22 protein-coding genes are annotated in these 24,914 nt (G+C 41.9%); 9 read left to right on the forward strand and 13 right to left on the reverse strand.

What is annotated here, in order from left to right; all coding sequences use genetic code 11:
- Positions 1-2 precede the first annotated feature (2 nt).
- Positions 3-1,256: a TlpA family protein disulfide reductase gene (locus ABTV71_RS07935; protein WP_433902814.1), complete on the forward strand. Its 1,254-nt coding sequence runs from the start codon at positions 3-5 to the stop codon at positions 1,254-1,256.
- A gap of 39 nt (positions 1,257-1,295) precedes the next feature.
- Here ABTV71_RS07935 and ABTV71_RS07940 read toward each other — a convergent pair whose 3' ends face one another.
- From ABTV71_RS07940 to ABTV71_RS07955, 4 genes are all read right to left on the reverse strand, one after another.
- Positions 1,296-1,520 (reverse strand): hypothetical protein, encoded by a 225-nt coding sequence (locus ABTV71_RS07940; RefSeq protein WP_121126844.1) that lies wholly within the window; start codon positions 1,518-1,520, stop codon positions 1,296-1,298.
- An 84-nt stretch (positions 1,521-1,604) separates the two neighbouring features.
- A complete protein-coding gene (locus ABTV71_RS07945) occupies positions 1,605-1,829 on the reverse strand; it encodes a hypothetical protein (RefSeq protein WP_147430542.1) in 225 nt (74 codons plus the stop codon).
- Positions 1,830-1,967: 138 nt separating this feature from the next.
- Entirely contained in the window at positions 1,968-2,105 is a 138-nt protein-coding gene (locus ABTV71_RS07950) for a hypothetical protein (protein WP_165306104.1), read from the reverse strand.
- A gap of 214 nt (positions 2,106-2,319) precedes the next feature.
- A complete protein-coding gene (locus ABTV71_RS07955) occupies positions 2,320-2,934 on the reverse strand; it encodes a hypothetical protein (protein ID WP_433902815.1) in 615 nt (204 codons plus the stop codon).
- Between the two features lie 236 nt (positions 2,935-3,170).
- On the opposite strand from ABTV71_RS07955, the gene ABTV71_RS07960 reads away from it, so the two are divergent.
- The 8 genes from ABTV71_RS07960 (at position 3,171) to ABTV71_RS07995 (ending at position 9,035) form a co-directional block, all read left to right on the forward strand.
- Entirely contained in the window at positions 3,171-4,172 is a 1,002-nt protein-coding gene (locus ABTV71_RS07960; protein WP_433902816.1) for a hypothetical protein, read from the forward strand.
- Positions 4,173-4,337: 165 nt separating this feature from the next.
- Complete coding sequence (locus ABTV71_RS07965) at positions 4,338-5,390, forward strand: hypothetical protein (RefSeq protein ID WP_433902817.1); 1,053 nt, start codon at positions 4,338-4,340, stop codon at positions 5,388-5,390.
- Complete coding sequence (locus ABTV71_RS07970) at positions 5,383-5,841, forward strand: hypothetical protein (RefSeq protein WP_433902818.1); 459 nt, start codon at positions 5,383-5,385, stop codon at positions 5,839-5,841. Before ABTV71_RS07965 ends, ABTV71_RS07970 begins: the two co-directional genes overlap by 8 nt.
- Before the next feature lie 495 nt (positions 5,842-6,336).
- Positions 6,337-6,981 (forward strand): DUF6266 family protein, encoded by a 645-nt coding sequence (locus tag ABTV71_RS07975; protein ID WP_108632572.1) that lies wholly within the window; start codon positions 6,337-6,339, stop codon positions 6,979-6,981.
- A gap of 95 nt (positions 6,982-7,076) precedes the next feature.
- Positions 7,077-7,637, forward strand: coding sequence for a DUF6266 family protein (locus ABTV71_RS07980; RefSeq protein WP_108632571.1), 561 nt, complete (start codon positions 7,077-7,079; stop codon positions 7,635-7,637).
- A 42-nt stretch (positions 7,638-7,679) separates the two neighbouring features.
- Positions 7,680-8,066, forward strand: coding sequence for a hypothetical protein (locus ABTV71_RS07985; protein WP_121126840.1), 387 nt, complete (start codon positions 7,680-7,682; stop codon positions 8,064-8,066).
- The gene (locus tag ABTV71_RS07990; protein ID WP_433902819.1) at positions 7,985-8,575 is read left to right on the forward strand and encodes a CHAP domain-containing protein; all 591 of its coding nucleotides are present in this window, start codon (positions 7,985-7,987) and stop codon (positions 8,573-8,575) included. Before ABTV71_RS07985 ends, ABTV71_RS07990 begins: the two co-directional genes overlap by 82 nt.
- A 13-nt stretch (positions 8,576-8,588) precedes the next feature.
- Positions 8,589-9,035: a hypothetical protein gene (locus ABTV71_RS07995; protein ID WP_433902820.1), complete on the forward strand. Its 447-nt coding sequence runs from the start codon at positions 8,589-8,591 to the stop codon at positions 9,033-9,035.
- A gap of 173 nt (positions 9,036-9,208) precedes the next feature.
- Here the strand turns inward: ABTV71_RS07995 and ABTV71_RS08000 are convergent, their stop codons facing one another.
- The 9 genes from ABTV71_RS08000 to ABTV71_RS08040 all read right to left on the reverse strand — a co-directional run bounded on the left by ABTV71_RS08000 (position 9,209) and on the right by ABTV71_RS08040 (position 24,859).
- Positions 9,209-11,359 carry a DUF6259 domain-containing protein gene (locus ABTV71_RS08000; RefSeq protein WP_433902821.1) on the reverse strand — a complete coding sequence of 717 codons (2,151 nt, stop codon included), beginning with the start codon at positions 11,357-11,359 and terminating at the stop codon, positions 9,209-9,211.
- A gap of 229 nt (positions 11,360-11,588) precedes the next feature.
- Entirely contained in the window at positions 11,589-13,097 is a 1,509-nt protein-coding gene (locus ABTV71_RS08005; protein WP_433902822.1) for a DUF4434 domain-containing protein, read from the reverse strand.
- Positions 13,098-13,138: 41 nt separating this feature from the next.
- The gene (locus tag ABTV71_RS08010; RefSeq protein ID WP_433902823.1) at positions 13,139-14,377 is read right to left on the reverse strand and encodes a sugar MFS transporter; all 1,239 of its coding nucleotides are present in this window, start codon (positions 14,375-14,377) and stop codon (positions 13,139-13,141) included.
- Between the two features lie 3 nt (positions 14,378-14,380).
- Positions 14,381-15,580, reverse strand: coding sequence for an AGE family epimerase/isomerase (locus tag ABTV71_RS08015; RefSeq protein ID WP_433902824.1), 1,200 nt, complete (start codon positions 15,578-15,580; stop codon positions 14,381-14,383).
- 52 nt (positions 15,581-15,632) lie between these two features.
- The gene (locus ABTV71_RS08020) at positions 15,633-16,679 is read right to left on the reverse strand and encodes a DUF4855 domain-containing protein (protein ID WP_433902825.1); all 1,047 of its coding nucleotides are present in this window, start codon (positions 16,677-16,679) and stop codon (positions 15,633-15,635) included.
- A gap of 190 nt (positions 16,680-16,869) precedes the next feature.
- Positions 16,870-17,994, reverse strand: a complete 1,125-nt coding sequence (locus tag ABTV71_RS08025; protein WP_433902826.1) for a DUF4855 domain-containing protein — start codon at positions 17,992-17,994, stop codon at positions 16,870-16,872.
- 44 nt (positions 17,995-18,038) lie between these two features.
- The gene (locus tag ABTV71_RS08030) at positions 18,039-19,748 is read right to left on the reverse strand and encodes a DUF5018 domain-containing protein (RefSeq protein ID WP_433902827.1); all 1,710 of its coding nucleotides are present in this window, start codon (positions 19,746-19,748) and stop codon (positions 18,039-18,041) included.
- A gap of 18 nt (positions 19,749-19,766) precedes the next feature.
- Positions 19,767-21,413 carry a RagB/SusD family nutrient uptake outer membrane protein gene (locus ABTV71_RS08035; RefSeq protein ID WP_433902828.1) on the reverse strand — a complete coding sequence of 549 codons (1,647 nt, stop codon included), beginning with the start codon at positions 21,411-21,413 and terminating at the stop codon, positions 19,767-19,769.
- A gap of 2 nt (positions 21,414-21,415) precedes the next feature.
- On the reverse strand, positions 21,416-24,859 hold the full coding sequence (locus tag ABTV71_RS08040) for a TonB-dependent receptor (RefSeq protein ID WP_433902829.1): 3,444 nt from the start codon (positions 24,857-24,859) through the stop codon (positions 21,416-21,418).
- Positions 24,860-24,914 lie beyond the last annotated feature (55 nt).

Genomic DNA, 24,914 nt, shown 5'->3' on the forward strand with positions numbered 1-24,914 from the left:
AGATGAGAAAATTAATAATGACATTAGGTTTATTGATAGCCTTTCAGATTAGCTTTGGTCAACATAATGCAAATGTAGATTTAAGTAACCAGTTGAAAATTAGCGCTGCGGTACCGGATATGCCTGCCATGGAAATACTGAATTTCTCAGGGACAAAGGTCGACCTGGATGACTATAAAGACAAGGTATTGATCCTGGATTTTTGGGATACCAGCTGTGCTACCTGTATCCAGCTGATGCCCCATGTCAAGGAAGTGCAAAAGGAAGTGGGGGACAAAGCCCAGATCTTTGCGGTGACTTGGCAGTCCAAAGAGCTGATCACGGAATTTTATAAAAAGAATAAATACCTCAAAGAGAAAAATGCGTATTTGCCCACCATTGTGTCGGACTCGCTATTAAAAAAATATTTTCCGTATCAGGGGGTACCACACACGGTGTTTATTTATAAGGGTAAGGTAAAAGCTATTACCTATCCGGATTATATCAAATCAAAGTTTATCGATGAACTTATTGCGAACGAAAAATTGGATATCCCGGTAAAGGACGATTTTAATACCAAGACAGTGATACATGATTCGGCCGATGCTAACCTGAAGGGAAAGGTCCTGATCACAGGATATCGAGACGATCTGCAGTTTAAGGGCGGACTACCAATCGAAAAGGATTCGGTAACGGGCATGTATGTGACGAGCTTGATCAATACCAGTATTTTTAATGCCTTTAAACGACTATATAATTTCATTGACCCGCCAAATTTTCTCTGGATTCCGGGTAGAGTAGAATGGAACGTGAAGGATCCATCCATGTATGAGTATCAGTCTAACACGATCGGACCAAGGATATGGGATACGAAATATGCGATCTGCTATCAACGTTTTAGTCAGGATACTTTGTCTAAAAAGGAGATGGCAAAATTGGTGATGAACGACCTTGTTTCATTTCTGGGGGTAAGTGCATCTATTGAAAAGAAAGAAAAAGACGTAATCATTATTAGAAAGACCGATAAATCACAGGAAAATGCTGTTAAGCCAACGGATGGTCGGCGAGTGGAAGGTGCAGATAATCTTGCTTTTTTACTCGATGTAAGCGAACTCTATCCACCAGCATTTGATGAATCGGGCTTTAAAGAAATTATAGAGATCCCAGATTATAGCTCCTTGGAAAAACTAAATGAACAGATACTTTATTACGGCTTGGAAGCAGTCCGTGAAAAGAAGGTGATCGAGATTATGATCATTAAGGAAAGAGGGCATTAATCAAGGATAATTCCTACCCTTGATTGATTTTCGGAATAATTAAGGAATCGACCGTAAGTGAACATTTGCCGTATTCATTTGCGTATTGAGTGCATGAGTCATTTCATTTCTCAGTGGAGTGGTGAATACAGGCTTATTGTTTGCATTTGCACTTGTCTGAATTGCGCAGATGTATCCAACACCCGTACAGGACGGTTTACCCGTTATAATCCAGTCGTTGGGATCTGCAGGATCACCACCAGCTACTAATTGAAACCAAGGCATAATTTTTAGATTTAAAAGTGAAACATTTGATTTTCAGAAAGGGCGCCATATGAGCGCCCTTTGAAATAAGGTGCAATACCTTATTTACGGATTTGTTCTTAACTGAACGTTTGTGCTACTGGAGTTTGTATTCAACGCTGTAATCATCTCGTTCCTTAGGGAAGTAGTGAATACAGGCTTGTTGTTTACATCTGGACTTGTCTGAATTGCACAGATATGATTCGCACCACTACAGCCGGGTGAAGTCACTTGATTGTAGTCGTTTGGATCTGTTGCATCTCCATTAGCAAGTAATTGAAACCATGCCATAATTGTATGATTTAAATTGCCTAACTTAGATTTATGAATTGATCACAATGTCGCTGTTCATATCGGTCAAAAAAGTTGGACAGCACATTGGCCCCGAGTCCGCACATAGCGAATTCTTTGGTCTGGCGCTGGGACTCCTTATTCTGCCAGACCAATCCTTCCTCTACCGCCTATGCGGGAAAGTCGTATATCTACGGCCGTGTCGATCTCTGACCGGCCCGGCACAACAACAATTTCCCAGCGGGATTCGATGATCCCCTGCCATGACCCTGACATTCTCCTGCAGCAATGCTGGATGGCCCTGCTTCGGATTGCTCACCGTCGAGCAGATCGGGCTCATCTCCGAGATATGCCTGTTGGTCTGTCCTTTGCCGTTTGACTGTTGTTGCTTCATTACTGTAATTTAATGCTCTGTATTTTTTCTTCTTTCGTTAATTCAAAGATATTACAGAGGTTTTGGCCGAAACGAGGACACCAAGTGGCCTAAAAATTACTTTCGTCGTACATGTAGTCGTTTAGCACGCCGAATAGTTCGCACCGACATATGTAATAACCGAGCCTGCTGCGTTTGCGTAAGTGCATGACAGAGCTGCGGCAAATGATCCGCAAAATAGAAGTAACGATCTGTGGATATAAGCAATGAATCCATTACCCGGAGATGATCAAGCTGGTATTTTTTCTTATTGACCAAGAGATCAATCAACGTGTCGATAGCTTTTTCCTGATTACGATAGGGTGCTATAGCTTTATATGGGATCTTTAAGACTAGCCCCGATTTTAAACAAACTATATCACCCAAAGCAGGACTTTTGCTAAAAAAATGCATGGTCGTAAAGAATCCCATATGGGGTAGGGCTACGGTCATGATCAGTTGTTCATCCCGATCAGGGCAATAACGCTCTTTGGCCAATATGCCTACTAATACAATGTAGAGCGCGGATTGCATATGCGGCATTTCCGATAGGATCTGACCTCTTTTCATCGGTATAATCTCACCATTTTTCAATAGCCAGCGCTTATGGAAATCTTCAAGGTCGGGATATAATTTTTCCCAATAGCTGTAAAATGTCACAAGCGAATCGTTTCCTGAATAGTATGTTCCCATTTGGTTAAATCGTTATTTTAGTATGGCATAGCATATTCAATAGTAGGCCATTGCTCATAAGGTTTATATATGTTTTCGGTATTCAACTAGAATGAATTTCGAATAAAGTAAATTTAGGTCCTAAGAGGTTCATTCAAAAGGTAATTGTTTTACTTGAGAGTCTGCGTTAAGGTAAATATATTACCTATGTTGAACCTGTTTAATTAATATATTTACAGTCAATTATTTGCTCAGTTATGATTAAGACGAAAAGTAAGCCTAGGTGGTATGATTATGTTATTTGCATTGTTGCCGGTATTTTTGTGGTGGCTATCTGTAATTTTGCGGCCTATATCCCTGCGCTCCGGTCTTTACCCGAGCAGCTTTATGATAAAATGATTGTAGACCGAATTATCTGGTCTCTATCGTCGGCAACTTTTTATGTGTTTTGGTTTTCTGTTGTTATGCTCTTCGTGCAATCAGATTTTAAATATAGACCTCCCCATAATCTGGTATTATGGTCGGTCTTACCTTTCACGTTAACCAACTTACTTTTCGGATATGCCATCTTTAATGCAAGACGGAATAGCAGCGCACTGGACGAAGCTTTAGATGTAGTGCCTATGTCGAGGGACGAATCAGAAATCCTGGCCTTTTATCAACAGGCCGATTTAAAATATTACTTATCCGCAGTAATAATTGGCTATTTGGTATTGATCTTCTTCAAAGGATATCAAAAACGAATGCTTGCAATTTTGAGTGCTGAGTCTAAAAATCCAACTAAAAAAACTAGGTCAAAAGATGTTGAAGAAAAAAGGTTATTAGACGAAGCACAAAAGCTTGCCAATACATTTGCTGATACAGACAAAATTAAATCTACTGATCCAGATAGCGAGGTTTTAGATGTGGACTTTTTCGCGTTTATATATGGGGAAGGTTTTGATTATGTTATCATTAACGAAGGTTATGCGATCCCTTTTGCAGCTGATGACGATGAACCAATTGATACTATTTTTGAAGGAATTTTTATACAGATCAACAGCACGCTGTATATTCGTGCTGACCATATTATGTTATTTGATCTGGAAAAGCACTATATTATTATATCTCCTGCCCTCGAAGAGCTGTTTGAAAAGATCAACAGAAAAAGTGTTCAAAGTAAACTTTATTCTTACCGCTGTCAGCATAAGCCTGCAAGCTATTACCAGATAGAACCTACGCTGGTAGACAAAATAAAAAGTACATTCAAAATGGATTAGCAAAAGATTAACCTTTTTAGTTGCTTATCGGTAAAAATTTTACCGTTAGATAAACCGTTTGGTAAAATAACTGTTTCATGTGGGATTTTATTTTTAATTAATTAAGGTTTGTAATATATTTAAAGTCTATTATTTTAAATAATTAACTTTAGCGTTATCCAATTTATGCAGTCCGATATTGATATACAAATTACTCTATTTCAGATTATCGAAGAAAAAATAAAAGACCCTGATCGAACGACAGCAGAAATGATGGAATTGCTTTGCATCGAAAAACGTTCCTTGCGAAATCGGCAAAGGGGGACTACATATTTGACTGGTCCCGAATTTTACCGGCTTGCCCGCCATTTCGATATCCGTTTGTACGATATCGAACTACAGCTGCAACAGCAAGCCGCAGCAGAAGGCAGACCTGAAAAATCACCGGGCCGGGCACCACAAACTGTATTGTCAATCGACTCCAATTATATGCCCTTATTGCGCCTCGAATTCACCGACCTTCAACAATATATCGACGCGCTGTGCGAGGAAATGGAAATCTTGGCCAGCAAGGATAGTCCCTGGATAAAAATGGTATGCTCCGAAGTGCCGCTATTTCATCTGGTGGGCTTTGAACAACTGGCCTTTTTTAAGATTTTTATGTACTATCATCATATTGTGGACGAAAAACTCACCTTTGAAGAGTTTCTGAGAAAAATAAAGCGCTTTGACCTTTCATCACGCTTTCGAACCATATTTGAAAGCTATGCTGCCATTGACAGTGAAGAAATCTGGGATAGGCATACTTTTGAAAAACTGCTGCGGCTCATTCATGAGTGCAATGTATATGGTAAGTTTGAGCAGCAAAAGACTGTTGAAGGATTGTTGGCGGAGGTCGATGAGCTCGTGAAATACCTCAATCCCATCATTCTGGAAGGTAAAAAAATAAAAGGAGCATGGATCGAACTCTATGATTATGAATCGGTCATGCGCGAGGGGATTACACTGATAGGAGTGGGGAATAAGCCTACAAAAGCATTTTTTACCTTATTTATGCTGCAAAATGTCAGCACCACCCATACGGAAATCCTGTCCTTTCTGAAGCTGGCATTTCACGCAATTTTAAGGCGGTCTAATCTGATAGTCAAAAGCTCAAATAGGCTCAAAAGCACATTTCTCAATTTACTTTCTGAACAGGCTATGCAATACCGAAATAAAATCCTTAAAATTCATGAATAAACGTGATAATGTACCTTGTGCCGGTATGAAAATCTTCAATTATTATAAACCCGATCAATTGGTTTTCCAACAATGGAAGGGGAGGGCGATTGATCCTAAATCCCAATCTATGAATAAATTTATACATTGTGAAGGCTGTTTTGACATTTCTGCGAAGCCAAAAGAATGTCGGCAGCCCTGCTTACACGACGCATTCAGGTATCTTGTTGACAGGATCACGGATTCATCCGAGCAGATTAAAACGTTGATTCTCCGAAAACTGCCCGATCCACCGCTGGTGCTGGTGCATAGCAAAGAAGTATACCGCTATGTGGGCATTGTTTCAAAAACACTATACCGCTGTGAAAAACAGGGCTTAATACTCCCATTCAAAAAAGACCATACCGGCAAATATTTTTTGCATGCAGATATGGTGGACTTTAAAAAGAAATATCACCACCTCCCGGATTGATTTCCCTAGAATCCGAACTTTCTATTTTCTTCTTTCGTTTTGTTTCGATTTTTTGAACAGCTTTCTTCTTTCAATTTTCGGCACTCATTCAAAGCTTCTTCGCTTCTGCTTCATACCATATTCGCAATCACTGCGATATTCCGCTACATATCCTCCACTAATTCCCTACTAAAAGAGTAGGAAAACAGTAGGGAATAAGTAGACAGGCCGGATAGAAATGCCAAACCTGATACGGGCCAATCCCGAAGCGGGATTGAAGCAACATCGGGATGATGCCTGATGGACAAGGTTACAAAGATCTTTTTGCCCCGGACAGTAAACGGACAATTGTACGCGCTGTGAATCCCTTGGAAAATAGGGCCAGGACAGCGATCGGACTATCCGATTTCCTACCTTGAATTTGCCAATTATCGATTTTATGTTTGTTGCTGTAAAGCATGATATACCGGTATAAATCAAGTTTTTACATGTGTTAAACTTTTAAAAAATAATAACATGGGAACAATTAGAAAAGGTGCAAATGGTGGATTTAGCGGTAAGGCTGGATCCGTAATAGGAGCTAGCTGGAAAAGCATTGATTATATCCGTGGGCTTTCAAAAAAGAGCAACAAGCCCGCAACAGAAGAGCAACTGATACAGCAGGCGCGCTTCTATACCATTGCCAAATTTATTATGCCTATCGCACCTTTTGTGCAGGTAGGTTTTTCGCAGATCAATGCGGATACGATGACGCCGACAAATGCAGCGTTGCAGGCCAATATCAAGACTGCTGTGGTGGGTACGTACCCCAACTTTATGCTTGATTATGCTAAGGTACAAATTTCGCAGGGAAGTCTGCAGCCCGGCGGTAAGGTGAAAGCGGAGGTCGCTGCTGGAATGTTGATGATCAGCTGGACAAATAAGGCGATTGCTATTCAAAAGGGGCAATTGGACGATAATGTTTACATCTTACTCTACCATCCGGAGCTGGACGAATTCCTGACGGCTCCCGAGCCTCCAACGCGGGGCTTGGGAACGGTAGATATCGAACTGCCAGAACACTTTTTAGGCGGTAAAGGACAGCTGTGGCTCTTCTTTGCGGATCGAAAGAACAAGCGAATCAGTCGGACAAACTATTTAGGTGAGTTAGACCTGGTTTAAAAAACGATAGGTTATGGCCGGTACCAGGTACCGGTCATACTATAGTACATTGTGATGATTTAAGCTTGTATAAAAAGGGACTAATAATATATAAAATGAAAATACTAACGAAACAAAAGGAAAGAAGGGCTTTTGTTGCGAATGGAACAGAAACCGTTCGCATGAAATTCACCAAAGCAAGAAAATTTCTCAACCCAGTGAATTATATCCTACAGATGGGTTATACATCGCGAAAGAATAAAAATAGAAAGACGCCTATCGGCAGGGCGATGTCCGCAATATTACAGGGGGCCATGGTCGGTACGTACCCCAATATTGAAGTTGACCCTGCAAAAGCGAAACTGAGTGCTGGCGTGAAGACTCCTCTGAGGGTCTATTCCGTTGAGCGTCTGGGAGCAGCTATTCTGCTCGCTTGGGATCCGGTAACGGACAAGGTCAGATGCGATGAATGGGATGACAGTATTATTCTATGTGCTTATGCTATAATGCATGAACTGGCGGCGATCAATGAAGAACCAGTGCTTCGGCATCAGGGGAAACTACAAATGGAACTACCGGAAGGAATGGAAGAACTGCCGGTACATCTGTACCTGATTGTACATGATAGGGACAAAACCAATTTTTCCAATAGTCAATACTTAGGGCTATTTGAATAGCTGCTAGCCATAGAATTATAGATGAACTTATTTAAATAATCAATGAAAATAATACAAAAACAACTGGCCTCCGATATCGAGGATATCTATTGGCCGCTAACAAATAGACAGCTGCTCGGCATTGTGCTGGCTGGTCTGCTTGTATTTTTTATTTCAGCAGGTCTTTTGCTCCAGGCAATAGATCCGACTGCGGGTGTATTGGATATTGGCATATTGTCCGTGCTGCTATTCGGAATTTTGGCGGGGTTGCTCGCAATCTACTGCTGCTACTGGCTACAAGAAATTCTTTGGCAGCCTTTTAAGTTCTTTCGTCAGGATATTTCTTATCACTTTAATCAATTGACATCATGGCAACAATGTATTCTTTATTTTTCGGTGTTCTTTTTGTCGCTGTTCTTTTTCTTGGCGGTATTGGCAATTCTGCTATAGAGCGAGAAGTGGCAGAAGATCAACCCAGATCTATGGCTATGGGGGCCAGACCTGGGCAGGCGGATCGAACAGAAAATTTTCGCGAAAACATTGTGAATATTGCTATTCAGGAGATCGGAGTCAGCGAAGCAACGGGCCACAATGATGGTAAGCGTGTCGAGGAATACCTTGCTTATACCGGCCTCGGAAAAGGCTATGCTTGGTGTGCGGCATTTGTCTCATGGTGTTACGGCAAAGCAGGCCGTTCGGTACCGCGCAATGCTTGGAGTCCGGCCCTATTTCCGAAGGCCCGACGTTATAGTCAGCGGCAGATACAGGAGGATGCTATCCGGCCAGCGGACCTCTTTGGGATCTACAATAGGCAGCTTGCACGCATTGACCATGTGGGCATCGTCCGTGAGAAACAGGGGCACTGGATACTGACCGTGGAGGGAAACGTGGCGGATCGGGTCGTATCCAAGCGACGCGCTGTATCGGCTATTTACGCGTTTTCAAATTGGCTGGATTGAAAGGATGGTGATTATGGAAATAAAGCGAATCAAAATTTTATGTGTCTCTATTGGGCTGCTTATCCTGATTTCCTGCAAGCTATATGAGCATAAAAAGCGCGATAAACGAGAAGAAGTTGAAATAGACTGGCAGCATACCGAACTGCGCCAACGGCTGTATACCTTCCGGCAGGATACGCTTTCTCGCCGCTGGTATTTTTGGACGGACAGTGCTTTTCGCTTCCATCCGGATAGCGGGCTGCTCGCTCAGTCGGGGATTTTACTGGGACAGGAGTCGAAAAGGAATATTGACAAACAGATGCAGGATCTGACCACAAAAAATAAACAGGGAAAACAAAAGGAGGTCAAACATGACCAAAGTATCAACAGGATGATATCCGTTAAGTACTTTTGGTTTGTAGGCTTCGCTGTGGTGCTGCTTGTTCTTTGGAAATGGAGCCGATCTCGTCTGTTGGTATAAGGGGGGCACAGGTTTGCGATTCATGATATCCTCGGAAAGTGCTCAGGCTGTTTGAATACAATGGAGATTGATCAATCTCCATTGTTAAGTTCCAACAAAAGTGCCTGTTTAAATATGTTTTTTTGAGACTTTCGAAAATCTCTTGAAAACATCTCCTGATTTAGGGCAAAACGTCACCCTATTTCAATAATTAATGCATCATATCCAGTAAGTGGCACGCTTAGTTCAATTCGTCCACTATAGTATTTCCCAATCTTCTTTTTTTGGTTTTCCCTTGACAAATAGATCGTTCCCTGTTGTGGTAACTGATAATCTTTTGCATCCAGGATAAAATCAACAGTGGTTTGTCCTTTGGCAATATTGACAATGGGTATTCCCAATATACCATCGGATGATCGCCATGCGCCGACCAGCACCGTATGGACGGATTTGTGAAACGTTTTCACATGTTCATTCTGGCCTGCGTAGATGGACAGTTTGGATAGAGCTATGGACATTTTGTTTTGCTGTTCGACAGGTACCGGAGGGCGGTAAAATTCTCCATCCTGTAGATATTTTAATTGCTCATAGCGTAGCTTAGCCAAACGGAGAATAAAGTCCATTTCGGGTTTCCGACTGTGCATCAATGTTTCATGATAGTTTGCAAGCATAGGTTGCATACCCCAAACGAACGAGCGTGCCTGCTCCAGCATAAATTGTTGATGGTAAATACCATCTAAAGTATCTGATGTTGAAGGCCTGTACCTTTCTGGCCATAATTCATCATAGGGGGGAGTCAACAAAGAAGAATAGCTTCCATAGCTTAGGGCATATTCATGGTAAACAGCCTGAAATAGCGGAATAGGATCCCAGCCATCAACTCCCGAATATCTCTCCCGGCTTACTTGCAGTGACAGAAAAAGATCAAGGGAGGGGATCCAGGCTTCACATGATCCTTCTCCTGATAAAACGATAGGGCCATCAGTACTTGATCTCACATCCTCGGTCAGCTGCTTTGAAAATTGTGCCCAAAAATTACCCCCGCCGATGGGATGACCGTGGCTTGGATCATAACAAGTTCTCTGTATACAAGCTTGATCCATATATATACCACTAATGCCATAATCTTTTAACAGTGTGCCTGCTGTTATTTTGTATTTATTTCGCCAGAATTCTGTTCCTACACACATATTGGTCAGCGGTTTGTTTGTGAAAATGTTATACACATGGGTCAGCGGTTCTCCTTGCCGGTCCTTGATGGCATACCGATATGCATTTTCGGTCAACCAGCTGGCTGTACTGTCTCCCCATTGAAGGGCGTTCATATAAGCCAAGGCATGTACGCCCTTTGTTTTCGCTTTTGAAATGTGATCTATAAAGCTGTTTACTCCTTCTCTTGGCGGTAGGTACTCGGGGAAGCTGTCATCATAGGAACCATGATGCCACCAGTGCCATAAAACACTTATTGGGAAATCTGAATGATCTTTTAACGCCATTGCTGGTGCCAGTACTTGATCTGATTTACCTCTGTTCCATACCCAGAGTCCGGTGTTACGTATCCAGTCAGGAACCAATCCATTTTTCAATCGGCTCTGTTTTACCCAGTCTTGTTCAACTGCCCAGGACTTATAAATACGGCTCGCTGTCATCCAGTCACCCTGATATGCCCCAATAACGACTTGATACGGCAGCGTATATTCATGCCGGTCTATTAAGGAGGGCGTATGTGCTATTTGCAAAGACAGCCCTTGATTGATGTCATGGCGAAGTGAAAACTCTTTCTGCTGCATGTGCTGATCATTGCATGCCATGTAAAGTCCGTGTGTGTCATACAATGTCATAAATTGCATGGCAAGTAGGCCGGGGTAGGTCCAGCTAAACTGCGATTTTTTTTCGGCAGAAGCCAATAGATGCTGTTTGGGTGCATTCATGATTTCTCCCATCCAGTGCGGGACAGCAAATGTGCCGTTTTCAATTGGTTTTAATCCACCTATTGCAGGAAAGATGACTCGGTGGAGCAGTTTTTTTTCCAGGCCTTTTACCCGGATATTCCAATAGGAGAGGTCAGTTGTGGATTGCATTTTAATATCGACTTCAACAGCAAGGGATTGCCCAGCTTGTCTTTTGTAAGATTGCCATACCAGCTTCATCGAGTCGTTCGAAAGTTTTTGAACGCTAAAATCAGCAAAATCATCTGCTAGTAGTTCTACTGTCTGTCCTGCATCTGTCAATGATAAAGTCCAGAGCTGATTGTTAGCCGGCTCCATGTTTTTTACGACCGAACCTTTATTTTTATAACGTATTTCACGGAGGATACCATTGTGGCTATCGATAGCTATCTCCATATTCTTGCATTTTAAATGTACCAGTTGGTCGGGGAGGGATTTCGCATAGGCACTGTTAATGGCTAAGCCATGTTGTACAGGGCTTAGTATAAGCAGAATGACGATTAAAAATATATTTCTTAAAACAGTGTTATTCATATTCTTTTTGGTTCTGTATTTACCATTTGACCGGCTTGAATCGACCGTTTTGAATCGCTGGTATGGCCTGTAATTTTATTTTTGATTACCGTTACCTGACCATATTGACAAGCAGTTCATCACACATGATCAACGTATCTTGTTCGCCTTCTACTTCTACTTTAATATAGCGTGCCGTTTTTGCGATATTTTCCACAAATGCCATATCTATCCAGCAATCATGCTGGTCATTTTTGGATATTTCGATCGATACGGTTTTTATCTTTTCAAAATTTTTACCATCCGTTGAGCGGGAAAAAGTCACTGTTGAGGGCAGTACAATATTTTCTTTACGATAATGCAAAAACCTGGCAGCGAGATTGGTGATGGATATGGATTCATTTAGATCGATCACGGCAGTCATCTTTCCATTTTTAAAAGCAGTCCATCGTTGATCTTTTGTATCCTCCTGACCGTACAGACCGTCGACGAGGCTCCCCTGCTTGTATGTTGTCAGCGTAGATGTCTTCAGTTCGACTTTTTTTCCGGCAGCCTCATGTTTAGCGGATCCTTTGAAAGTCGCTTCAAGCCATGGCCATCGGCCTTTACCGGCGCGCCAGTCCATGTAATCCATATAAGCCTTGGCAGTGCCGTAAGGCTGCCCGATAGGCATGTCAGAATTTGGCTTATCATAGATGCCGTACATTGCAAAGCTGACTATTTCCTTTGCTCCGGCCTGTGTGGCGCCGGTTATTTGAGAAAGATAGCGGGGGAAAGCAGCGGGAATTAATGCTGATTCAATGGAATTGGTCCCCTTTTCCCAGGTAAAAGATTCGACGTTTGTCCAAAATGCAATTGCCGTTCCCTCGTGTATTTTGCCTAATGTCTTCAGATGCTGTTTCACTTTTTTGATGGGAAGCGGTTCTCTCACGCAGCCAACCTCATCCTGATAAGCAACAATGTCGACTTTTAGTTTTCGGATCTGGGTTGCAAATTTTTCGCTGTCTACTTCGGCCATCCATAGACCGTATGGTGAAATCATGACACGTGCCGACGGTACGAGACGTTTCCCTTCAGCTGTTAGTGTATTGGTAAATTCTACGGCCTCGTCGGACAGGAAAGGAAATAAACCGTCTTCTATAGGGAGATACCAGCCGTAAAATGATTTTTGCTTTCCAAATTTGGCAGCAATCTCCCGCATAATACGCTGTTGAAGTAAAGGTATTTCGGCGCTAGTACGGTCATCATACTGATTGATGGCCCAGCCGCAGCTCATAAATACCTTCATACCTAAACTGTCAGCTGTGCGCATAATGGCTTCGACCGGGCTCTCCCGGTCTGCCGGATAGGCAGCTTGCATGAAATCGGAGGGATAATATGATTTTCGCTCGTTGGCCACGGCCATAATAATCAGATATGATATGCCCATTTCGGAATATTCTTTAATTTTTTGATTCCAAAAGTTGGGACTGGTATAGTCCACGTGGGCGGGATTGGTATATTTATTTCTTACATCTTGATAAGCTAGATTGATCCATGTTCCCTTTACGGCCTTGGTTTGGGCGGTCACAGAAAAAAATGTCAAAATGCTTGTAAATAGGATTAAAAAGGTATATTTCATCTTTTTATAATATCATTAATAGTGAAGGATGATAGTCATCGTTAATACAATTGATTCGTATTGTGCTTATAGCCGTTCATGCCATAGAAAATCAAGTAGCTGTAACAGCAGAGAACGGGTATAAAGCCCCAGCCCCATGAATATTGATCAACTATTACACCACATACATAGGGTATAATGGCTCCGCCTGCGATCGCCGTCGACAGGAGACCGGAAGCACGTGTCGTGTACTTACCCAGATCCTGTATGGATAAAGAAAAAACAATAGCAAACATAGTCGCATTGCAAATACCGAGAGCGATGAGAGACCAAGCTGCCAGCATACCGCTGGTCAAGATGGAAGTAAGTATAAGCGCACAAGCTATTATTGCTGCGGATATGAGCATGCGCTGCGGCTGAACTGATTTTAATAAGATTGAACCCGCAAGCCGCCCCAAGAGCATGCCACCCCAATAAAATGCAACATAACTATTGGCCTGATGTTCCTGAATAGCTAAAAGATCGGCAATATAATTGGTCAGAAAAGTACCAATGGTGACTTCGGCACCTACATACATGAATATGGCTAGCGTACCGAATCTCAAATTCCGGAAGGAAAGCAAAGTTTTTCCGCCTTGATCCATATTCCGCTTCGCTCCGGTGACTATATTCGGAAGAGCGATCAAGGAAACAATCACCGCGACGAGAAGAAGGGAAATACCGATTCCGATATAGGGTATTGTTAAAGCTCCGGCCGCATGTCTTGTCCCGATATGGGACAAGATGACATGGGCACCAAAAAGAGGTGCTATTGTAGTTCCCAGAGATCCTATTCCTTGGATCAACGCCAGCCGAGCGGAGGCAGTCTCAGGTTTACCTAATAATGTGGCGTAAGGATTCGCAGCTACCTGTAACAGCACAATGCCAAGTGCAAGAATAAACAAGGCTCCTAAGAATATTTCATATTGGTGAAACAGTGATGCGGGCAAAAAGAGAAAAGAACCAAAACTTGCAATGCCAAAACCCAGTACCATCCCTTTTTTATACCCGGTTTTCTCGACAATTCTTCCTGCGGGAATGGACATAATGGCATAAGTCACAAAAAAATAAAATTGTACAAGGGAAGATTCTGCATAATTTAAATCAAAACCGGATTTAAAAAAGGGGACGAGTGAATCATTGAGACAGGTGATGAAGCCCATCATGAAATAAAGTCCCGCAAGCAATACCAGAGCGGTTTTCTGTGACTTAAGATCCTGAGCATGTAGGTCAAAATCTGTGTTGATCGAAGTAAAAGCCATATCCTATTGAGCAGTTAAAAGGTTAATTCCCTGTTTTTGTTCAATAGCTTCCATGGTTTTCCAGAGTTGATATAGCCCTCTCGGTACGTGAAAGCAACCCTTCCATTTTCCACCTTTTAGAGATAAAAGAGGTGTGCCATATCGGTTTAAATATCCAAACCATTCTCCATATTCCGGATCGGGAAAATGACTCCAGGTATATTCCTGCAATCTGTTAAACCATTCTGCGCACTTTTTGTCACCGGTGAGCAGATAGCCTTTTGCTAAACTGATCATCGTTTCAATATGAACCCACCAGAGTTTCTGATCCCATTCAAGCTGCTGTACGGGCCGCTTGAGTACATCCATGAAATAGAAGATACCTCCGTGTTTTTTATCCCAGCCATATTCAACCAGCTGAAGTGTGATCGCTGTAGCCCGGCGTATCAATTCGATATCATTGTTTCGTTTTGCCAGATCCATGATAAACCACATGGCTTCCAGACCGTGGCCGGGGTTGATGAGTCTACCGTCAAAGGAGTCGGAAAAACTGCCATCCCGCAGGATATTTTCCAGTATAACTCCCTTATCAGCATGGTAAAATTTATTCATCACAGTACTGATACCCATTTCAATGGTTTTTTCTACCAATGCTGGATCCAGAAGTGATTCCAATTCAAGGACCAGGTTACATAGGATCATTGGTAATGCAAAATTTTCCATCTCCCGGGTGCCGGTAACTGTTTTGGTATACATGCCCTTCGGACTGTGCTGCCGTTCCAGAATATGATTAAAAGTAGTTTGAGCTATAGTTGCGTACTCTCTATTACCAGTAGCTTGATACAGTTTGCCAAAAGCCATGGCGGCGAAACAATCTGAAAATATATTGTAAGGCTGTATGAGTGCCTGTCCCGCCCTTGTTAATGAGAAGTACCAGTGGCCATTTTTATCCATACCATGTTGCAATAAAAATGAAGCCCCTGCCTCGGCCATAGTCAGCCACTCTTCTCGTTGTTCGACTTCGAGGTATAACATGGAAAAAGTCCATACTTGACGAGCCTGAAGCCAGACAAATTTGTCGGTATCAAATAGCTGGCCATCTCTTTCTAAACAGGTGAAATATCCACCGTATTCCTTGTCTAAGGAGTTTTTTAACCAGAAAGGTATGACATCGTTGAGTAGGTTTGTTTTATATAGTTCGGCTAATTTAGTTGCATCAATCATTTGCGTAATTTTTTAAAGTTTAAATAATTATTGTTCATCATGTCCACGGTTGCTATAGGGTGGGTATACCTAATTTTTGTCTTCGTGTAACTGTTTCACTTAGGCGTTTATACATGACCTTATGTAGGGGATCTGTAGAACTCCATAATTTCAGAATTGTATTCTCAGATTGGTAGTAAGTCAATTTTTTGGTGTCAAAGACATTGTTTTGGCCAAATACGTCGAAGTATTGGTTAAATTTTGTGCGATATGGGTCAAAATAAAGGACGTTGTCATCAAATTCCATTTCTAGTCCCAGGCCATAGGTATTTGCAGCGTTACAGGCATCCTGGAGCCGACTGACGGGAACATTGTAGAAGAAGTAATTGGGTTGCAGATACGTGTCTGAAAAGCCCAGGGCTCCGGGATTGGTATAGCCAGGAGATTGCCACCAAGGTATCCAGTTGAAGCTTAGGTTGTAACCACTCAGATAAGTTCCTATTGCTGAAATGGTGCTTGCATTGTCTTCCACTGACTCGCCGATCCAATAGAATCCATCTAACGTAAGATGGCGGAAAGCGGCGCTGCTGAAACGCGCACGTACCTCATCAATAAACCATTTGCAGGCCATGGTTTTGTGGCTGGGATTCTGGAAATTTAACCAGATTCCTTCGGCCATCCCCCAGTTGTTGGCAACAGCGGTTAAGGGTTCGGGAATCCCGATGACAATTTTCCTTTTGGATGGAGGCTGACCGGCACTCCATGTCGCATCGTCTATCGCCTGGTCCAACTCATGTAGGGAGCGCCCGGTTTCAAAATATTTATCGATCAGTGTAGCCCAGTTCGCTTTCTGAGCAGGTTTATTGGGGTCTCCATGTCCTAATGTGAAGGAATAATTCCAGTCATCACTGAGTTCGAGAAATAGAAAACCATCAAACATCCATTCATAAACCTGCTGATCGGTTTTATAGACCACATAGGGGTGGAAGGAATAAAAATCCCAGTCCTGTCCCTTCTCCGTGCCCCCACCATAGATCAATACCATATCCCTAATCTTGTTATTGGTGGCAAGGGTCGATGTTTGTGCATTTTGAGCGCTTGCTTTCAGTTTATTTTTCATCGGTGCTTTGTCATTAATCTCATTTTTTTTGCACGATGACAGGATGCCAAAACAAAGGCACACTCCGGTAATTAAAGACAATAAAAGTCCCTTTCCGTGTAAATTCATACTTATACAGATTAAATAGTTAAATAAATAGCCGCTTAGGCCAATGTTAAATTCTTAAATGGCTACACCATTCTTACTGGGTTTAATTTTTTAAATAAGGTGGATTTTCGGCCTTTTGTCGTTTACTAACGATCTCGCTCAGCCGTTTATATAGCGCTTTGTCTGCAGGATCGACAGATCGATATAATTTTAATAAGGTATTGACTGACTGATAATAAGCTAGTTTCTTTGTTTCATAGATCTGATTTTCTTCAAAAACATCGAGATAATCGTTTAATTTGCTTCCATTTCCGCCTAATACTGACTCATCAAATTCTATCTCCAGATCGATGCCGTGTGTTTTTGCCTCAATACAAGCCTCCTGCAACCTAGACAATGGTTCTTTGTCAAAGAAATAATTGGGCTGTAGATAAACCTCTGTAAAACCGTATTGTTTACCATTATCGTAGCCCGGAGACTTCCACCATGGAATCCAGACAAACGTCATTTTTTTATCTTTTAGGTAGCTTCCGATCGGGGACATGATGGTAGCAGTATGATCCATTTCCTCGGCAATCCAGTAAAATCCCTCCAGCTCAAGATGTTTAAATTTTGATTCTGCAAATTTATTGATCACATTGTCGATAAACCATTTACAACCCTCGATGCGATGCTCATCTTTGGAGAAGTCCAAGATTTTGCCATTCACTTCTCCCCATTCAACGGCACCGCGCATAGGCTCAGGTATACCAATGACAACTTTTCGTTTAGGGACTGCTCCGCTGATCTTTTGAGCGGCTTTTTCTAGCCGTTCATCTAATGCGGTAATGGATTGACCCGCTTCGAAATAGTTCTTAATCAGCGCTTCCCACTGTGTTTTTAAAGCTGGATTTGGTGCATGCCCCGTCGTATAAGCATTTCCATTCCCATCATTCAGTTCTAAAAAAAGAAAACCGTCAAACATCCATTCTTCTTGTTGTCCGTTATTATAGGATACATAGGGAACAAAGGATTGGTCGGTCCACTTGTCGCCCACAGTTGTCCCAGCACCATAGATCAAAACAAGATCCCTTATGGTAGACCGTTTGCCTATGGAGTCAGTGGGTGGCTCTATTTCTTCTTTGGTTTCTTCGCCGGTATAGTCCGGGTACATATAGTCCCGTCCACACGATAAAGAGCTGATTCCCATCATCAGCCAAATCAATATGTTTTTATATGTCCTGTTCATTGGATCCTTTTTAAGTATTAATTTTTTGAGGATTTTTATAGTCCCTATTCCGTTAGATAGTCCATGCGGTATTTTCGGATTCCTGCATTTTGACTAGACTGATTCGATATTGCAGTGACAGCAAGATAGATATCAGCCTGTGAGCCGTTGACTTTGACATGTATGTCGCCCGAACTCATATCGGTACTGATTCCCAGTGGGCTTGACTCAAAAACTTTTAGATCTTCAAATCCCGGCTGGTCGGGAGCAATAGCCAACTTGCTTTTGTCTGTAATTTCAAAAACCACTAAGCGGGCTTCGCTATCCGCTTGTTTACCTTGCGTCAGCAGGGCGACAAAGTGATCATTGTTTATCGAGAATACATCAAAAGCGAGTATTTTATAAGCGTGATTCTTAGGATTTAACTGATAGGTTACCCCAGATGATTCCTGTATTTCAAATCGGCTGCCTTTACCATCATTTTCATTTGCACCTTCATTATACCATGACACATAAAGATCTGCATTTGCTGCTGTAGATGCTCTTTTGACCATTGCGATATCCCAGCTACCGCCAGTTTTGCTGATATCATATTTTATTGCTTTAGGGCTGGCGCTCAATGGTACGCCGTTGTTTAATTCCCAGGTATAGTAATATCCATTGGGCATGGTTGTATAGACATAAGATTTCCCGTTTCGGATATTACCAGTGATGGATGTTTTGCGGATACCAAATTGATCAACCATGAGTGGATCCCAGGAAGTGAATGTGAACAGCTTGTCGAAACCTGTGTTTGTTTCGCCGTATCGCCAGAACTCATATCCCTTACCAAAATCATTCTTAGTGGTTACAGCTATATTTCCGCTTCCATCACTCGTAATTTGGGCGGCAAAGGTAGTCGGTTGGTCAATCTTGGTTGTTGGCTGGCCATTGTCTGCATTGAAAACGTGAATTTTGCCCAGGCTCCAATCTTCAAATTCACCAATATAAAAGCTATTATTTCCTAGTGCGAAGCTTTTGATATTAGTTCGTGTCAATCCTAGATTTTCAGCGCTTCTAAACCAAAGCTGCGTAAATTTAGTCTTATTGAATTTTGTTGGCCGAATCTGAATGACATGTGTTCTTTCTGTGCCTTTACCATCGGTAACCTTAATCATGACAGGTTTGGTAAAATCTACTGTTGTTCCATTGATATTGGGCGAAATGCTACAGGTAGGCTGTAGTTTTATACGAACCTGAAGCTTCGTCAGATCCAGCGGATCTTTGGTTGTATTTGGCACATCTATGGTAATTGTATCGCCGTCATTATAGGGAGAAACCTGAGCTGACTGATATTCCACCGGACTTTTTATCTTACTCACAGCAAACTCCAGCAGGCCAATCGTATAATTCATGCCTGTTTTCTTGACTGTGATGTGATAATCTTGCATCGTTCCATCAGCAGCTTTTAGGGTAATAGTCGTAGGCTTGGAAAGATCTTTGATTCCGCCCAATCCTGATGTAATTACTGCACCGATCGGGAGCGAAGCTACCAGTTCCATCCGGGATAAATCGTTTTCAATAAGCTCGCCTACGTCAGATGCGTAAATCGGGACTTCAAAGGAAATTTTATTGCCCGAAATCTCACCTTGATAATACTTTTCGGTACCGACAAAACGGGCGCTGATTGAGTTTATTGTTACTTCGGAACTATACGTGTGCTCCTCAATTTTTTTGCATGCACATATCTGATATATGATGAAAATACCTAATAAAAGTTGTATTATTTTTTTCATGTTAATAGCGCTTATAGGTTATTGCCATAATGGATCTTGTAGACATGCCGTATTATTGCGAATTTCAAATTCAGGTATAGGTACCGTATAATAACGTTCTGGAAAATAATGATTCGCTTTATCACAGTCAACAAGTTTATAATTTAGTATGTCTTCTTTTTTTGTAATCTCAATTCCGTGCATGCGTTTACCATCGAGTGTGGCCTGGGCGATCTTCCAGCGTCGTAGATCCCAATAGCGTTGCCCTTCAAAAGCAAATTCACAGACTTTTTCTTTTTGTAGGTCATTGAGATAGGTGACCCAGGTGCTTTTGATTGGTAAATTGGGCAAGCCCACGCTAGGGCGATTTCTTATTTTGTTCAGATAGTTATATGCTAATCCGTAATCTCCCTTTTTTGCATAGGCTTCGGATAAAATCAGTAATATTTCAGCATAGCGCATTTCAATCCAGTATTGATCACTTCTTTCCTGCACAAAATCTTTTGGGCTACTGTCCAGGTATTTTCGGATGAAGTATCCCGTTACAGTACGATTTCGGGCATTCCCATCGAAGTATTCGATGTAACCATCCTTACCGCCGATAAAAGTTTCGACCTGTCTTCCTTTCCAGCCAGCACCATTATACAGTATGGTACTATAAAACCGGGGATCGCGTTGCTGATAGGGATTGGCACTATGCAAAGGATCGGTCCAGTCAAAGGGCTGCCATTGACCATTGATTTGGATATCGAATTTTTCGACCAGTTCTTCAGTAGGAGATGCGCTTCCCCCGTAACGTTCGAGATCACCAGTAGGACTAAACAATTGATCGAATGTATGGGTAAGTGTTGGTCTTTTGTAGTAAGCTGCTAGAATTATCTCTTTATTGTGCGGCGAATAAAAAATATCATCGAAGTTATTCATCAATTGATAAAGTCCTTTTCCGGTTGCAAGTTCCTCTACTTTTCTTGCAGCTAAAATTGCTTCATCCCATTTCTCGGCATACAAAGCTGATCTGGCCATCATACCATAGGCAGCGGCTCGTGTAATTCGTCCGGTATTGGCTGCGTCCCAAGCTTCGGGAAGCATTTCTGCTACTGTTTTCAGCTCGGTAATCACCCAGTTCCAGGATTCCTCCCGTGAGGATCTTTTTTTATTTTTTTCAGCTGGACCATCTAGTTTTTCATTATCCACCCGCATCACCACTCCGCCATGCCGGACAATCAGCTTATGATATAAGAAAGCTCTGAGAAAGCGAATTTCAGCAAGACGTATCTGCAGCTGTTTGGCATCAATTTTATTTCCGTATTTCGAAGCATTGATAATAAACTCATTCAGGGCTTTAATCTGCCCATAGCTTTTAGCCCAGGGACTTAATACTTCGGCAGATGCAGGACTTAAATAGTTGGGACGCAAGTTCATTCGATTATGCTCAGGTTCCATATTGGTCTGTGCATATTTTAAGAGATCAGTATACCCATCAGTTAAATTGAAACCTCCGATCTCAGAGTAAGTATAAAGAGCATCATATAGGCTATTAATATAGAGATCCAGATTTTCGATATTTTTCCAAACAGCATCATTGGAATATTTGTCTCTGGGATCTACATCCAGTGATTTATTACATCCGGTGATACAGCATATTAGGCATAGTATGATGTGTATTTTTGTTTTTAACGATTTCATGATCAGAAGGTTAAGTTGGTTCCAAAAGTAAAGATGCGCTGTTGTGGGTAGTATCCGTTCTGTACGCTGGGGCTTTCCGGATCCAGGTATTTGAATTTTGCAAATGTCAATAGATTTGCACCGGAAATGAAAATCCGCATCGATTTGATGTTGGCTCTTTTCAATGTGGCCTCTGGCAACGTATATCCCAATGAAGCATTTTTTAGGCGTATAAAGGCGCCATTTTCTATCCACCAGGAAGAATCAAGTGAATTCCCACCGCTTGGGACCAGAGAAAGCCGTGGATAACGGGCATTGGTATGTTCGGGTGTCCATGAATCTTCCAATAGGTATCTTGGGCTATTGTAGCCGTTACCATAAAAAGCGGTTGTAAAAATGGTGTTGTCGGGAATACCATGATCATACATACCACTGAGCAAAATGTCGTTCAGCGCACTGCCTTGCCACATCATCGAAAAGTCAAAAGCTTTGTATTGTAAGTCAACATTGAACGCATACATGAGTTCCGGCATGTCCGGACGGGTTCCGACAGCCATATCATCCTGTCTGGTTAATTTTCCGTCTCCATTGAGATCTTTATACATGATATCCCCAAGGCGTTTATAGCCACCTCCCGGAGGTGCGGGAGAATTAGCGAGCTGCTCCGCGGTCTGGTATAGGCCAGTAGCGATATAGGTGGATCGCTGACCGATGGATTTGCCTAACATGCTCTGCCAGGGGTGAATATTTTCGGTTTCTACAATTGATAAAATTCTATTCTTGGCATAACTTAAATTACCGCCGAGGTTATAGTGAAGATCACCTATTCTGTTGCGGTACTTCAGTTGTAATTCAAGGCCTTTTACATCTACTGAACCACTATTTTCGATGGTGGGGTAATTACCGCCTAAGGATGAAGGATAAACATTACCAATATTTTGCAGGATGTCGTATGTATATTTATAAAATCCATCTACCTCTATATTGAGCTTGTTATTCCAGAGGCCTAGTTCAGCTCCGATATTGTACGTCCTGGTTTTCTCCCAGGTCAGATCCACACTTGGGTATGAGCTTGTAGAAACCAGCCCGAATTCTGGTGTCAGCTGATTACCTAGGGCGATAACGGGCGATGTTGACAAACTGAATAACTGCTTGTATAAAAATGGGCTGACATTATCTTGTCCGAGTAATCCAGCGGAGCCTCGGATTTTCAAATAATGATTTTCCCCGATGTTTTCTTTCCAGAATTTTTCATTGGAAACAATCCAGCCCAACGATAAGGAGGGAAAGAATCCCCAACGGGAGTGTTGTGGAAACTTATACGATCCATCCCTTCTAAAGGCGACTTCGGCAAGATACCGTGAATCGTAGGCATAATTTAATCGTCCGACATATCCTGCACGTACCGATTCATCGGACATCCCTGCATTAGGCGTTGGCGGAAATATTTGTCCTAACGAGAGCTCAGGTAAATCATGGATGGGAAATCCCCAGCGTGAAGCGTATAATGTATTGGAGTCGCCACGTTGCCATTCAAATAATAAAAGTCCTTCGATGTCATGTTTGCCAATTTTTTTTGTGTAGCGTAGCGAGGGGCGAACCAAAGCTTGTGTAAAATTATCACTGTTTTGAAATAAGCTCCCTTTAGCCAGAAAACCGTCAGACATGACTTTTGAATAAGTCCCCGTTTCAGCTATAAACGTATTGACTGTATACGGAGTCGAGAATGTTTTCGCATTCACATATTTTTTGTCATAACTTCCAAAGAGGGCGAGCGTCAGGCCTTTGAGGTATTTGGGGGAATAAGACAACTGTGCTGAAGTTTCAAACAGCGTCTGTTTGCTTTCCTGAAAACCGCTTAATTCTGCCGCAGCAAAAGGGTTTAAAGTCATATAGGAAGAGCCCGTCGGTAATCCCTTATATTCAAAGGGCAAGAAAGGATACATATATAAAGCCTGTGAGATCGGATTGTATCCAACTTGTTTGCCGTAGGAGATAGAACCCGGGTTATGCGAGTTTTCGAGCCTACCAGCCAAAGAAACCGATAGTAACCAATCTGGACTCGGATTCATATCGATATTCGTTCGTACATTATATCGTTCAAAACGCATATCTTTGACAATACCGTCTTGAAGCATTCCACCGATACTGGAGAAATAGCGTATATTTTCGTTTCCGCCGTTGACTGATATGTTATGTTGTGTTGCGGGAGCAAGATGTCCTAAAAATTCTTTTTGCCAGTCCGTGTTTTCCAATCCATCTGAAGCGTCTCCATTACTCATCATGGCTATCTGCTCTTCACTAAACCAAGGCTTATTGCCGTCCATTATATTTGCTTTATTATGCCAGTTTGCATATTCAGTTCCTGTGAGGAATTTAGGAAGCTGTGTGTTTTGTGAAGCAGTTGCGGAACCGTTGTAAGTAAAAGTTGGTTTTATACCGCTTTTACCGCGTTTAGTCGTTACTAAAATTACTCCATGAGCACCTTTGACCCCATATACAGCGGCGGTAGCAGCATCTTTCAATACAGATATACTCTCAACGTCATTTGGGTCAATGTTTTGGAAAGAGCGTTCAATACCATCGACGAGGATTAGTGGACTAGAGTTGTTGTACGTTCCGTATCCCCTGACCAACATCGAGGATCCGTCAGCGCCCGGTTGGCCACTTGTCTGCTTAAATACCACGCCGGGTAAACGGCCGACCAAAGCTTGACTAATATTTGCCATCGGCACTTTCAGTAGCTCTTTGGAAGATACCTGTACAACTGAACCCGTGACGTGCGTCTTTTTTTGCTGACCATAACCTACTGAGACCACAACCTCGTCAATATTTAAATGTAATGCTGCCAGTGTAATATCAATTTTTCGCGATGAGCCAACGCTAATTTCTTTGGTCTTGAAACCAACGAATGTAAATAACAGGACATCGTTTTCTTTAGCTAATAGGGCATATTTTCCCTGATTATCAGTTTTCGTTTGTCTTGTTCCACCTTTGATTAAAACACTTGCCCCGACGAGAATTTGACCATTTTCGCCGGTAACCTGTCCCGATATTGGTTGTTCTTGCTGTTTTTTTAATTTTTCAGTCGCCCCTAGGTTTGTTTCATCTACTTTGCTGATAATAATAGAATTTTTTACTATTTCATAGGAAAGGCCATGAGCCAAAAGAATAATTGATAGTCCCTCTGACAAGGGCTTATTATTAATTTCTATATCAATAGGAGGGGTTTGCTTTATAATTTCGGCGTTACAGATAACCGTATAACCGGTTTGTTTCTTTATCTCCCTAAATAGATGAATAAGGGATATTTTCGTCCCTTTAATATGCAGTGTTTGACCAATTACACCTGCCTTAGCTTGGTATAGTGTGATCAACAGGAACAGAATGATCATTTTCATAACAATCAGGTATTTAAAAATAGGACGTATAAGTGCACGTCCCAATGATACTATGTAATTTTTCATTACCTTTGATTGGTTTTAGTTAATAAAATAAATACTACACTATTTCTTTACGAGC

It is taken from the genome of Sphingobacterium puteale (assembly GCF_050986225.1).
Lineage (GTDB): Bacteria > Bacteroidota > Bacteroidia > Sphingobacteriales > Sphingobacteriaceae > Sphingobacterium > Sphingobacterium puteale.

Bases quoted from the DNA above. Each gene is read 5' to 3' on its own strand.
- ABTV71_RS08015 (WP_433902824.1), bottom strand. From the start codon at position 15,580: ATGATTGATGCAACTAAATTAGCCGAACTATATAAAACAAACCTACTC.
- ABTV71_RS07955 (WP_433902815.1), bottom strand. From the start codon at position 2,934: ATGGGAACATACTATTCAGGAAACGATTCGCTTGTGACATTTTACAGC.
- ABTV71_RS08040 (WP_433902829.1), bottom strand. From the start codon at position 24,859: ATGAAAAATTACATAGTATCATTGGGACGTGCACTTATACGTCCTATT.
- ABTV71_RS08020 (WP_433902825.1), bottom strand. From the start codon at position 16,679: ATGAAAAATAAACTGAAAGCAAGCGCTCAAAATGCACAAACATCGACC.
- ABTV71_RS08025 (WP_433902826.1), bottom strand. From the start codon at position 17,994: ATGAACAGGACATATAAAAACATATTGATTTGGCTGATGATGGGAATC.
- ABTV71_RS07975 (WP_108632572.1), top strand. From the start codon at position 6,337: ATGGGAACAATTAGAAAAGGTGCAAATGGTGGATTTAGCGGTAAGGCT.
- ABTV71_RS08030 (WP_433902827.1), bottom strand. From the start codon at position 19,748: ATGAAAAAAATAATACAACTTTTATTAGGTATTTTCATCATATATCAG.
- ABTV71_RS07945 (WP_147430542.1), bottom strand. From the start codon at position 1,829: ATGGCATGGTTTCAATTACTTGCTAATGGAGATGCAACAGATCCAAAC.
- ABTV71_RS08035 (WP_433902828.1), bottom strand. From the start codon at position 21,413: ATGAAATCGTTAAAAACAAAAATACACATCATACTATGCCTAATATGC.
- ABTV71_RS07995 (WP_433902820.1), top strand. From the start codon at position 8,589: ATGGAAATAAAGCGAATCAAAATTTTATGTGTCTCTATTGGGCTGCTT.
- ABTV71_RS07980 (WP_108632571.1), top strand. From the start codon at position 7,077: ATGAAAATACTAACGAAACAAAAGGAAAGAAGGGCTTTTGTTGCGAAT.
- ABTV71_RS08010 (WP_433902823.1), bottom strand. From the start codon at position 14,377: ATGGCTTTTACTTCGATCAACACAGATTTTGACCTACATGCTCAGGAT.
- ABTV71_RS07960 (WP_433902816.1), top strand. From the start codon at position 3,171: ATGATTAAGACGAAAAGTAAGCCTAGGTGGTATGATTATGTTATTTGC.
- ABTV71_RS07990 (WP_433902819.1), top strand. From the start codon at position 7,985: ATGGCAACAATGTATTCTTTATTTTTCGGTGTTCTTTTTGTCGCTGTT.
- ABTV71_RS07940 (WP_121126844.1), bottom strand. From the start codon at position 1,520: ATGCCTTGGTTTCAATTAGTAGCTGGTGGTGATCCTGCAGATCCCAAC.
- ABTV71_RS08005 (WP_433902822.1), bottom strand. From the start codon at position 13,097: ATGAAATATACCTTTTTAATCCTATTTACAAGCATTTTGACATTTTTT.
- ABTV71_RS07965 (WP_433902817.1), top strand. From the start codon at position 4,338: ATGCAGTCCGATATTGATATACAAATTACTCTATTTCAGATTATCGAA.
- ABTV71_RS07970 (WP_433902818.1), top strand. From the start codon at position 5,383: ATGAATAAACGTGATAATGTACCTTGTGCCGGTATGAAAATCTTCAAT.
- ABTV71_RS07935 (WP_433902814.1), top strand. From the start codon at position 3: ATGAGAAAATTAATAATGACATTAGGTTTATTGATAGCCTTTCAGATT.
- ABTV71_RS07985 (WP_121126840.1), top strand. From the start codon at position 7,680: ATGAAAATAATACAAAAACAACTGGCCTCCGATATCGAGGATATCTAT.
- ABTV71_RS08000 (WP_433902821.1), bottom strand. From the start codon at position 11,359: ATGGAGATAGCTATCGATAGCCACAATGGTATCCTCCGTGAAATACGT.
- ABTV71_RS07950 (WP_165306104.1), bottom strand. From the start codon at position 2,105: ATGTCAGGGTCATGGCAGGGGATCATCGAATCCCGCTGGGAAATTGTT.